This is a genomic window from Paenalcaligenes sp. GW821-LYS-B07-1 (genome assembly GCF_058803365.1).
In genome coordinates this window covers 2,103,353-2,113,662 of the sequence record NZ_CM179516.1, presented here as the reverse complement: position 1 = coordinate 2,113,662, position 10,310 = coordinate 2,103,353, and the positions used below count along the sequence as shown (strand labels likewise).

Sequence of the window (10,310 nt, the reverse complement as noted above, 5' to 3'; positions counted from 1 at the left end):
CAAAAACCACCCTTAGGGGTGGTTTTTTTATGGTGGCAATTTTCAGGCCGCAAAGGAGAACGCATTAATGGTGCACAACGATGCAATGCATCTGCCGATCACTACAGGATCGGCTTTTTTAATTTATGGCTGGACCTTGGAAGAAATAGTACTGACCTTGTGGATGGTGTATGTGCTGATTTTGATCGTGAACAAAATACCGGAGTTGCATAACTCTATTCAGCGTATCAAGGCATGTCTCCAAGGACGTGGCAAGCAGGTAAGGAAGAAAGATGAGTCTAAACACTAAGTTGGGGGTAGGGGTGTTGGCGGCAGCAGTAGGACTGATTACGGCGTGGGAGGGGCGATCGCTTATTGCCTATGTGGATCCGGTCGGCATTCCTACTATTTGTGATGGCAATACCCACGGGGTGAGGTTAGGTGACGTCGCCACGCCTGGGCAGTGCGATGCCTGGACTGAGCAAGAGGTCATCAAGGCTCTTACGGTTGTAGATGCTTCGGTACCTATGTCTTTACCGGATGGGGTTCGTATTGCCTTGACGAGTTTTGTATATAACGTTGGTGCAGGGGCATATACGCAATCTACGTTGCTTAGAAAACTGCAGGTAGGCGATGTGGCTGGTGCGTGTAGGGAGCTATTGCGCTGGACCTATGCCGGAGGTAAAAAGCTGCGCGGTTTGGAGCGACGCAGGCAAGCGGAGATGCAGATATGTCTATCAAGTCTGGGGTGATTCAGATAGCAATAGGGGCTGTGTTGATGCTGGTGTTATGGGCAGCCATCGGGATATACGGGCATGCACGTGAGCAAGCAGGTTATACGCAAGCGCAGACGGAGTATCAAGTAGCCGTGAGGCAGGCAGAGGCTAATGCTCGTAAGGTAGAGCATCAATTACAGGAAGAAATGGAGCGGCGAGAACGTGAAATACAAGCGCAAATGGAAGAAATTATTGCTACTGAACGTCGTGCTGCTGATGAGCGGGTGCGCAGCGCAGCAGACGACTATGTTACCCGCTATCGTAGAGACACCGCGATTGCCAGCGCTTCCATACAGCGCCAGGCAGCCGATGCCGCCCTCAGTATGTTCACCGAGTTGCTTAGCGAGCTTGATGAGTTGGCGGAAGTCTACGCAGCAGAGGCTGATAAACGCAGAGCAGCCGGATTAGCGTGCGAACAAAGTTACAACAGCGTACGTATAGGTGCTAGACCGTAACGGCTTGGGAGCATGCCTACGTTACATCTCCCTATGCATCCCCACCACGATCAGTAAAAACAGCATATACAGTAAGAACCCTGTCGCCGCGAGCAACAGCAAGCTTTTCCAGAACGTTACGCGTGTGGCAGGGCTCAGGCCGTTATATAACCAATAACCAATCATGCATATATTGATGACAGGCAGCAGCAGAATCAGTGCGACCAGCCATCGCTGCGTAGAGGAAAGCGTTCCTGACTTAATACTATTCGCTAAGCTGGTGGTTTTCATGTGGGCGGCTTAGTTGGTAGTGGTGTCAGAGTTAGCGGTGTAGCGTAACCAGCCTGCAATATTGGAGCTACCTGCCGGTCTGTCGTTAGGGTGCGTCCTACCTTCATTGACAGGGACTTCGGCAAAATCAAAGGGGCTCATACCTTCTAGGCAAGCCACATTCACGCCATATTGATGAGGGTTAGAGCGTCGCTGATGAAAAGTGTAGATGCCACAGGTTGAGCAAAAGTAGTGTTTGGCTTCGTGGGTGTTGAATTGGTAGAGCGTTAAGGCCTCTTTGCCCTGCTGAACGTGAATGTCGTCTAAGTTGGCAGATACGGCCACTGCACCACGCATGCAGCAGTAGGAGCAATTACAACGTCTGGCGCTATTCAAACCGTCACTAAGTTTTACACTGAAACGAACTGCGCCGCAGTGGCAGGAGGCTTGATATAGGTCTTTTTTAGGCTGATTTTGAGTGACCATGGTAGTATGGAGGGTTAATGTAACTAAAGTGTAAATTATTGATTGTTAACAGTTTTACTCATTGTGTTTTGTATAATAATGGCATTCTTTGAAGTGGGATGATTATGTATTTTATGAAACCAGTGTACTGGGTAGCCGTGTTTTTTTCCTTTGTTCTGCCATTCCTCTACAAAGGTAGAGATGATGATTAAGCAGTCATCAGTTGAATGAGGAGTAAAGGTCTACCTAGATAGTAATATAGAGTCTAACTCTACAAATGCAGCTTATTTATTGCCCCGATTCGATTTGAGAATACGGGGATTTTTTTTGCCCAAAACCTTATGAGATAAGCATTACAGCTGTTTCTTTTAGTTTCGTCTCTACAGAAAAAATAACGTATTGTGCTGGTAGACTTGGCAAATTGTGAGTTGTATGACTATTACATAATACGTGGGGATGATATGGAAGAGTGGACAGTTGTAGCTCAGGGATCCTCTGAGGGGTGGAAGTACGAAGTAGAGATTAGAACTCTGGATAACGGTCAGGTTGAGACAAGAATTGTCCCTGCTCCACATGAGCACATGGCAATTAGTGGGGCATTTGGTCGTATTGAAGATGCTTTGGCGGAAGCACAACGCTTCGCGGAACGCACAATTCGCGCTGCTCAGCTGTCTTACGCGTAAGTTGTAAAGCCGGGTGGTCTGCTTGGCGCGGGTCACCATCGCGGCGTAGAGAAAAATCTACTCTAAAAATAAGTCAGCGTGATTACGTGAGCTGGGGCTATGATGCATTCTGGTTCCATAAGCATATTTACGTAAAGGATCACATGACGTTAGTTGTGACCATCGCAACTACAGCACATCAGAATTGGCTGGTGGCACATGACACAGAGGTAACCGACGCTTGGGTACAGCGTTGTCTGTTACAGAGCGAGTATGTCATTGCTGAGTGGCAAGGACAGCCAGTAGGCTTTTTGCGATATAGCCTATTCTGGGGAAAAATTCCTTTCATGGATATGATTCGGGTGTGCCCTGAGCATCAGCGTCGTGGTGTGGGCGTGGCGTTGCTTCAGCATTGGGAAGTGTTAATGCGTGATGCCGGAGCGACGTTATTGATGACCTCAGCCCAAGCCGATGAACCAGAGCCTTTAGCATGGCATAAACGAAATGGCTTTAGCGAAGCAGGGGCCGTGCAATTCGGAACCTTACAAACAGTCGCTGAAGTCTTTCTAGTCAAAGATGCCACGTAGGTAAAATACACAGTATTACCTGCTTGCAATGCTTAACATCAACGCTATGTCTATATGCTAAATATTGAGAGTGAGCGATGTGCTCGACCTTCTTAAAGACCTAGCATGAAGAAAGTTGTGGTTGTGGGGTTGTGTGGCTTGTGGCCTGTGCTGACTGCAGCAGAGGGGGCCAGAGATCATTTGGCGGCCCAAGTAGGTGCCATTGAGATTAAGGCTGACGAAATGGAAATGGTAAGGCCGATGGAGTTCCACGCTAAAGGTAATGTGGTGATTACCGGGCGTGGTGCTGAAATACGCACCAATAAAGCCGTAATCATAGAAAAAGAGCATTTGGTCATTATTGAGGCCGAAGAAGAGTACACCATGAACTAATGGGCGCGTAGTAGACTATGTCATTGTCTGTTGATAATACGCCTACGTGTTTTACAGCATGAGTTTGAAGCCTTCGTGAGAGGGCTGAAATCCCAAGCCTTCATAAAAACGCAGTGCATCGGCCCGTTGCTTATCGCTGGTCAATTGCACCATGCCGCACCCAGCAGAGCGTGCTTGCTCAATCGCATATTCCAACAGTTTTCTACCCACACGTAACCCGCGATGCTGGCTGCTAACACGCACACTTTCTATTTGGGCTCTGAGCATGCCACCACGTGATAAGCCAGGAATAAGAGTGAGCTGTAATACGCCAATCACTTGATCTTGATGTTCGGCCACGATCAGCGAGTTACCGCTTTGCGCTTGTATGGCCATAAAGGCGGCATGGTAGGCGGCTTCGTGTTCATTTCCTTCGCGAGTGGCACCTAATGGATCGTCAGAAAGCAGCGTAATAATGGCGGGTAAATCGCCAGGGTGCGCTGTTCTAAAACACAGCGTGTGGATGAGTTCAGTCATGCGGTCTCCTTTATTTATCTACATAAAGTGTAGCGTCTGACGTGGGGTTGCCATAGTGGTTACAGGCTTAGAGGCGCGTTAGTATCAAGTAGGCGGTGATGCTGAATAGTGATAGTACGGTAGACACTAGGATGGCAGCAGAAGTCAGGTTGCCATCTCTTTTATAGTACTGGGTCACCATGAATGGTCCGGTGCCAGTGGGCAAGGCTGCTAACAATACCGCAGCATGCACTAGTGGTTCTGGCAGGTCAAAAAGTTGCGTCGCAAGTAGCCAAACGACTACAGGGTGTATAACAAGCTTGAGCACAATTAGGGTGCTTAGCCCTTGCAACGTGCCAGTAGAGCGGCGACGTTGTGCCAGAAATAGCCCTAATGCAATCAGCGCGCAGGGGGATGCTGCACCCCCCAGAAGTTTCAAGAAACTGTTGATGGGGGCGGGAAGGTGCATACCCGACAGCATCACCACAGCACCGGCAACAGGTGCGACCAGTAAAGGGTTGCGGGCGAGTTGTTTGACTATATTGAGCAACATCTGCGTGATGTTTCGATTGGGTTGTAAGCCCACTTCAATGACCACAATGGCGACGGCAAACAGCACGCAGACGGTCAGAATGGTTGAAATCAATGCAGGGATTAACGCAGGCGGCCCGAGCACTGCCAACGCTAACGGTATGCCCATGAAGCCCGTGTTGGCATATGAGGCATTTAATGCGTCGATAGCGGCATCCGCGAGTTTTTTTGCGCGTAACCGCTGTAGGCATAAGGCAGTGACAAACAGTAGGGCAGTGCCTATCCCAAAAGTGGCTACAAATTCTGGTTGCCACAGAGTGTGCCAATCAGCGTTAGCAACAATGTCAAACAATAGAGCAGGTAGCGCTAGATAGACCACAAAATTATTAATCTCTCCTGTTGCCCTAGGCCCTAATGCACCGGCTTTACGGGCTAACCATCCTGTAGCAATGAGGGCAAAAATGGGCAAAATAATAGCGAGAATGGAGAGCATAAGTAGGTGATGAGACTGCTAAAGCGTATAGTGTAGAAATTTAGATTGTTGCTTACCAATGCTATTTTTCTGACTAATTAATACCTTTTTTATATTAATTATGGACGTTAAACCGTTACGCTATTTTGTGATGTTGGCCGAGACTCTGCACTTTGGGCAGGCAGCGGCTCGCCTGCACATATCGCAACCACCGCTTAGCCGACAGTTGACGGCGTTAGAGCAAAGTATTGGGGTTAAGTTGATAGAGCGTAATTCGCGTAATGTCACGCTTACCTCAGCTGGAGAGCGCTTTTATCAGGATGCGAAAAATGTCTTAAATGCCCTAGAACAAGCGGTTCATAATGCGAGAGCTGTTGCCGCCGGTGAGGCAGGCGTGTTGACTATAGGTTTTACGATGTGCGCGGCCTACAGCGTGATTCCGCGTTACACGAGGTTGTTTAGTGCAGCTTGGCCAGACGTTACCTTACAACTGCGAGAGGTGGTCTCTAACAATCTGTTGGAGCAGGTGCGTAGAGGGGATATTGATGCGGCTGTGCTCTTACCATCGGAAGATGAGCAAGGGTTGAATACCCAAACTGTAGTTGCTGAGCCGTTGTGTGTGGCGCTGGCCAGTACACACGCATTGGCTTCAGAGTCTAGCCTTGCCATTACACAACTGCAAAATGAGGCGTTTGTGGTGGCCGCAGAAAATGCAGCTTCATCACTGTATGCCGCGATTGTGAAGCACTGTCAGAAAAATGGCTTTAATCCCAACATACGTTTTGAAGTGCAGCTGCAGCAAACAGTATTGAGTTTGGTGGCAGAAGGCGTTGGCATTGCGTTAGTACCTGCGTCTATGCAGAAAGCACAGGTAGCAGGGCTGCGGTATCTACCGTTAGATAATGCGCCACAGATTGAACAGGTGTTGGCATGGTCACCTACCAACCAGAACCCGTGTTTGCGAGGTTTTTTGGAGTGTGTGGGTGGTTAGAGAGGGAGGCGTGCAGCCCAACATTTGTTTGCAACGTTGCCTGGGAATCGGCGTCATAGGAGTGACGCATTAGGCTGCTACGGTGTGGTGTTTAGTGCTGTACTCTTTTTGTGGAAATATTATGGATATTCGCTCTTACCAATCGGCAGATGAAACGGCGGTGATTGCTCTTTGGGAAACTTGTGGCTTAACGCGCCCTTGGAATGATCCTCGTAAGGATATTGCTCGCAAGTTGACGGCTCAGTCAGAGCTGTTTCTGGTGGGGGTTGAACAAGGTAAGGTGATTGCCACGGCGATGGTAGGCTTTGATGGGCATCGTGGCTGGGTGTATTACGTAGCCGTTGATCCTGATTACCAGCGCCTATCTTATGGCAAGCAATTGATGCGTGAAGCCGAGCAATTGTTGATAGAACGAGGCTGCCCAAAAATCAATTTATTGGTACGTAGCAGCAATGCACAGGTGATTCAGTTCTATAAAGAGCTGGGCTATACGCCAGACGATGTGGTGAGTTTGGGGCGTAGATTGATTGCGGATGAGTAGCCAGCCATCCCATGCAGAGCCCGTAGGTTAATAAACCAGCGGGCTTTTTTGTGTGCGGCGTATGGCTGCGAACAAATTAGTGACTGGCTGCTGAGACGGTGACGCTGGCTTTAGTAGGGAGGGCCAGTGTCCATGTCTGGGTAATGAGCACAGTACCTGTGGTGGTTTTAGTGGTGACGTGAATATCCAGTAAACCGCGATCGGCCTTGTTCTTAGAGGGGCGTATGTCCATGATTTCGGCGCACACTTTCAGGCTATCGCCTGGATACATGGGGTGATGAAAGCGCACTTCCTTAAAACCTGCGCCAATCAGCGGGGTGTCACCAAAGCGCTTGGAGTTCAAAATCAGCTTTAAGGTAATCAACAGCGTTTGCCAACCGCTACCCACCAGTTCGCCAAAGATAGTGTTTTTGGCTAGCTCTTCGTCTATATGCATATCTTGTGGATCGTATTGCTCAGCAAAAGAGACAATCATGTCTCGATCCAGCGAAAACGCCTCTGTTTCTATTGTCTCACCAACCTTGAAGTCTTCCAGATAGCGAAATACACCAGTTTTGGGTTTGGTTATAGGTACCAGCACAGTTGTCCCCTTAGTTTAGTTGTGAACTATATGGTAGATAGTAGGTTTAAGCTTTAGCTGGCGTCAACCGTGCTTAGATGGGGGGGCTGGGTTTAGGATGCAGTTGCTCAAAATACCGATCTGAACCCGGATGGTGGCTTTACTGCTTAAAGCAGTGTCATGGGTATCTTTAGTATTGCATTTCTGTCATAGTGGGTTAGGGAAATGTCTCTCACTATTTAGGAAATACATTGAAAATAGAAACTGGTATTGTGAAATGGTTCGATAACGACAGAGGCTTTGGTTTTATCATGCCGGAAAATGGAGGGAAGGACCTTTTTGCACATCAGAGCGAAATCCAAAGTAATGAGTCGTACAGCACACTAAGCGAAAACCAACGCGTGTCATATGTGGTTGGGCAAGGTCAAAAAGGGCCTTGTGCAACAAAAATCACACTGTTGTAAACGGCTTATCGCCCTTAGAGTGGGTATGGAAAAATAAGATAGCGAGGTCTTCTATATTGAGGCCTCGCTTTTTTATTGCGAGTGATGATTGAAGCACTATATTCTATTTGTTCTATGTCTTTTCTGCACTTTGCGGACGATTGCGCTAGATGAAATACCGCCTTTATCTTTTTGATCTCGACGATACACTCTTTGATTTCGCTGTCTCAAACGAGTGGTCGTTTAAGCAGATGCTACACACGTCTGGCGCGGCAGCATCCCCCGACTCCGTGTTTGCGGATTTTCTGAAAATTGATAGCGGGTTATGGAAGCGGTTTGAGCAAGGCCTGGTTTCTAGAGATCAGCTCAAAGTTGAGCGCTTTGCTCGTACGTTTGCAAAGCATGGCTTAGATATTGATGCAGAGGAAGCGAATCACCTGTATTTGCAAGGGTTGACGCAGCATGTTGCCTTAATTGATGGCGCAGTGGAAGTCTGCAAGGCACTTGCTGCTGTAGGTGAGGTAGGGGTGATTACGAATGGCTTTGAGCAGGTGCAGCGTCAGCGAGTGTTGAGTGCAGGGCTACAGCCGTACATTTCCTTCATCGCATCGTCGGAGGCATGCGGATACGCTAAGCCCGACACACGATTGTTTGATTTTGCTGTGAATCAGGCAAAGACATTTAGCAAAGATTCTACGCTGATTATTGGTGATAGATTGGATGCGGATATTTTGGGCGGCAATAACTTTGCTATATCAAGTTGCTGGTTTAACCCCGCTACGAAACAGAACACGTCAGTGGTGAAACCTACCTATGAAATTGCGCATTTAACCGAGCTGGTGGCCTTGGTGGGGGCGAAGTAAGAGCGTCTCATTACCCGTCTGATGTTATTGGTTTGTTGTAATGTGGGCGCGATTCAGTCTAGGGGTTAGTGCTGAGAGGAGGATGGGTGTGACAGGTGTGTTTTTGGGGTGTTGTGAGTGATGTTCCCCAAGGGGAAATGACGAAATCTACGTCACTCTACCGGCTAGTTAAACAGTCGCTGTAATTGTTTGGTTGCATATATTCTGTAATATTTCCACGCTATGCTGCTAGACTTAGCTGGATAGCACGCAAGGATTGGGCAAACGTGTATGTGGCCAGCGCGTGCCAGACTAAAGAAGTTCAAGTCGTTTTGAGAGGGCGGGCAGTATCGGGCGCCTACGTTGTAACAAGATAAAAAATCCGTAGGTTTTTTATTGGCATAATTACAAGAGGACAAAATGGATATTGAGTTTGCTGAGTACAGAATTAACCCATCAGGTGTGGCATTTTCTTTTTTGACAGATGTGGGCGAACGCGTGTTGGGCAATGTGTCCCTCAATGCATTGGAAGCGTTAGCGGGAAAATGGGTTGGTGAAGAAAGTTGTTTGGATACCTACCATGAGCATCGTGCAGCGATTCATAAGGTAGTACTGCGAAAGTACAAGCAGGGGGCTAAAGAGCCGTTTTGGGTACGTGAAAATGAGCTTGGCTAGATGCCAAGCTTTTTTTATATCTGTAGGTGCTCCAGCTAGGTCTGGGCCAAAGAAATAATCAAAACCTGCAAAGGTTGCTACCTTTTGCAGGTTTTTTTGCGTCCATACGACTGTTATCCGTAACGTGGTTGTAAAGAACTTGGAAACTAATTACCTAGTTAGCGCTGTTACAGCGGAGTTGATGGTTTATGCATTAGAGCTTTACATTTTGTAGGCAAGAATGACATATCCACTAGTGGAAGCTGCTAATTTTTAAAGTAAGGACAGAGGAGAGTTTGTGTTGCATATAGCTATTATTCATTAGCTGTTTTTTAGGGCTTCATCATGGGTTTTTATTGGGCGATTGGTGCGAGAAAACAAGGGCTCAAAGGGTTGATGGTGGTATGTGAACCCTCAGAGATCTGTGGGTATTTGGAACGGTGGGAAGGCGAGGTTGAGCTGAAGGTGAATCGTAACCTTCCTAGTTATTTGCAAAATACCGCCTTGGATCCACTGGAGTTCACCGAGATGAGTTACCTGTTCTTTAGTACGAAACAGGGCGATTCAGTGGTGGCTGAGTTGGAGAGGGCAAGTATCTTCTTGGGATCTAAAGCTGAATGTAAAGAGAGCGATAGCGGGGGCTTGTCTCTCTGGTTGCACTATAAGGTGAAGAGAAAACTAGAGGTTGGCTGTGAAGACTCACCAGCGCTTGGCAGCTTTTCATCGCAACAGAGGATGCTTACTAGTGAAGACCAGCTCATACGAATGTTGGACGAGGAAAAGTATGAGGGGATGTGGGTAGATAGGCCACCACTACGTTTGACGCTAAACGAGGCAATCTGTGCGTTAGCAGAAGAATACTCAGTTTCTGAGAGCCAGATAACTATTACGATTGCCGGTAAGTAGGGTATTGGGCTGTGTGGCTTTTCTATCGGAAAATGGGCTTCAGATAGACGGCAGAAATAAAAAAAGCACTGACTCCAAAGAATCAATGCTTTTTCAATCTGTTGGTGCGAACGGGGAGACTCGAACTCCCACACCTCTCGGCGCCAGAACCTAAACCTGGTGCGTCTACCAATTCCGCCACGTTCGCACAGACAAGCATTGAAGTATAGAGCGACTTTAAAATTTTTGCAAGCTATTTTGCATTAGCCTCTACACCTAGTAAAAGTAAGTAAAAATGCTGGGTAAAGGGGAGGGCCGGAGATTGTATGCATGGCTCTCTATGCGTACAATC

Annotated in this window: 17 protein-coding genes and 1 tRNA gene; 12 read left to right on the top strand and 6 right to left on the bottom strand. The window is 47.8% G+C overall.

Going from position 1 to position 10,310, the window contains the following annotated elements:
• Positions 1-67 precede the first annotated feature (67 nt).
• From AC3QL0_RS10080 to AC3QL0_RS10070, 3 genes are read left to right on the top strand one after another with little or no spacing between them, the layout of a single operon-like run.
• Positions 68-289, top strand: a complete 222-nt coding sequence (locus AC3QL0_RS10080; RefSeq protein ID WP_493008364.1) for a hypothetical protein — start codon at positions 68-70, stop codon at positions 287-289.
• A complete protein-coding gene (locus tag AC3QL0_RS10075; protein WP_493008363.1) occupies positions 273-731 on the top strand; it encodes a lysozyme in 459 nt (152 codons plus the stop codon). The genes AC3QL0_RS10080 and AC3QL0_RS10075 overlap by 17 nt, the downstream gene beginning before the upstream one ends.
• Positions 710-1,210 carry a DUF2514 family protein gene (locus AC3QL0_RS10070; RefSeq protein WP_493008362.1) on the top strand — a complete coding sequence of 167 codons (501 nt, stop codon included), beginning with the start codon at positions 710-712 and terminating at the stop codon, positions 1,208-1,210. The genes AC3QL0_RS10075 and AC3QL0_RS10070 overlap by 22 nt, the downstream gene beginning before the upstream one ends.
• A 21-nt stretch (positions 1,211-1,231) precedes the next feature.
• Here AC3QL0_RS10070 and AC3QL0_RS10065 read toward each other — a convergent pair whose 3' ends face one another.
• Together AC3QL0_RS10065 and AC3QL0_RS10060 are read right to left on the bottom strand one after the other, a co-directional pair.
• The gene (locus AC3QL0_RS10065) at positions 1,232-1,480 is read right to left on the bottom strand and encodes a hypothetical protein (protein ID WP_493008361.1); all 249 of its coding nucleotides are present in this window, start codon (positions 1,478-1,480) and stop codon (positions 1,232-1,234) included.
• A gap of 9 nt (positions 1,481-1,489) precedes the next feature.
• A complete protein-coding gene (locus AC3QL0_RS10060; RefSeq protein WP_493008360.1) occupies positions 1,490-1,945 on the bottom strand; it encodes a GFA family protein in 456 nt (151 codons plus the stop codon).
• 440 nt (positions 1,946-2,385) lie between these two features.
• Here AC3QL0_RS10060 and AC3QL0_RS10055 point away from each other — a divergent pair, with 440 nt between their 5' ends.
• From AC3QL0_RS10055 to AC3QL0_RS10045, 3 genes are all read left to right on the top strand, one after another.
• The gene (locus tag AC3QL0_RS10055) at positions 2,386-2,607 is read left to right on the top strand and encodes a hypothetical protein (protein WP_493008359.1); all 222 of its coding nucleotides are present in this window, start codon (positions 2,386-2,388) and stop codon (positions 2,605-2,607) included.
• A gap of 143 nt (positions 2,608-2,750) precedes the next feature.
• On the top strand, positions 2,751-3,173 hold the full coding sequence (locus AC3QL0_RS10050) for a GNAT family N-acetyltransferase (RefSeq protein WP_493008358.1): 423 nt from the start codon (positions 2,751-2,753) through the stop codon (positions 3,171-3,173).
• 105 nt (positions 3,174-3,278) lie between these two features.
• Positions 3,279-3,545, top strand: a complete 267-nt coding sequence (locus AC3QL0_RS10045) for a hypothetical protein (protein WP_493008357.1) — start codon at positions 3,279-3,281, stop codon at positions 3,543-3,545.
• Positions 3,546-3,596: 51 nt separating this feature from the next.
• Here the strand turns inward: AC3QL0_RS10045 and AC3QL0_RS10040 are convergent, their stop codons facing one another.
• Entirely contained in the window at positions 3,597-4,061 is a 465-nt protein-coding gene (locus AC3QL0_RS10040; protein WP_493008356.1) for a GNAT family N-acetyltransferase, read from the bottom strand.
• A 67-nt stretch (positions 4,062-4,128) separates the two neighbouring features.
• Positions 4,129-5,064 (bottom strand): AEC family transporter, encoded by a 936-nt coding sequence (locus AC3QL0_RS10035; RefSeq protein WP_493008355.1) that lies wholly within the window; start codon positions 5,062-5,064, stop codon positions 4,129-4,131.
• A 100-nt stretch (positions 5,065-5,164) separates the two neighbouring features.
• Between AC3QL0_RS10035 and AC3QL0_RS10030 the strand changes: the two genes are divergently transcribed.
• Both AC3QL0_RS10030 and AC3QL0_RS10025 read left to right on the top strand, forming a co-directional pair.
• Positions 5,165-6,034, top strand: a complete 870-nt coding sequence (locus AC3QL0_RS10030; protein WP_493008354.1) for a LysR substrate-binding domain-containing protein — start codon at positions 5,165-5,167, stop codon at positions 6,032-6,034.
• Positions 6,035-6,155: 121 nt separating this feature from the next.
• Positions 6,156-6,575 (top strand): GNAT family acetyltransferase, encoded by a 420-nt coding sequence (locus AC3QL0_RS10025; protein ID WP_493008353.1) that lies wholly within the window; start codon positions 6,156-6,158, stop codon positions 6,573-6,575.
• 76 nt (positions 6,576-6,651) lie between these two features.
• Here AC3QL0_RS10025 and AC3QL0_RS10020 read toward each other — a convergent pair whose 3' ends face one another.
• Positions 6,652-7,155, bottom strand: a complete 504-nt coding sequence (locus tag AC3QL0_RS10020; protein WP_493008352.1) for a MaoC/PaaZ C-terminal domain-containing protein — start codon at positions 7,153-7,155, stop codon at positions 6,652-6,654.
• 230 nt (positions 7,156-7,385) lie between these two features.
• Between AC3QL0_RS10020 and AC3QL0_RS10015 the strand changes: the two genes are divergently transcribed.
• The 4 genes from AC3QL0_RS10015 to AC3QL0_RS10000 all read left to right on the top strand — a co-directional run bounded on the left by AC3QL0_RS10015 (position 7,386) and on the right by AC3QL0_RS10000 (position 9,979).
• A complete protein-coding gene (locus AC3QL0_RS10015; RefSeq protein WP_493008351.1) occupies positions 7,386-7,598 on the top strand; it encodes a cold-shock protein in 213 nt (70 codons plus the stop codon).
• Positions 7,599-7,747: 149 nt separating this feature from the next.
• On the top strand, positions 7,748-8,440 hold the full coding sequence (locus AC3QL0_RS10010; RefSeq protein ID WP_493008350.1) for a YjjG family noncanonical pyrimidine nucleotidase: 693 nt from the start codon (positions 7,748-7,750) through the stop codon (positions 8,438-8,440).
• A 399-nt stretch (positions 8,441-8,839) separates the two neighbouring features.
• Complete coding sequence (locus tag AC3QL0_RS10005) at positions 8,840-9,094, top strand: hypothetical protein (RefSeq protein WP_493008349.1); 255 nt, start codon at positions 8,840-8,842, stop codon at positions 9,092-9,094.
• 324 nt (positions 9,095-9,418) lie between these two features.
• Positions 9,419-9,979, top strand: coding sequence for a hypothetical protein (locus AC3QL0_RS10000; protein WP_493008348.1), 561 nt, complete (start codon positions 9,419-9,421; stop codon positions 9,977-9,979).
• A gap of 102 nt (positions 9,980-10,081) precedes the next feature.
• Here AC3QL0_RS10000 and AC3QL0_RS09995 read toward each other — a convergent pair.
• A tRNA-Leu gene (locus tag AC3QL0_RS09995) sits at positions 10,082-10,166 on the bottom strand.
• Between the last annotated feature and the right edge of the window lie 144 nt (positions 10,167-10,310).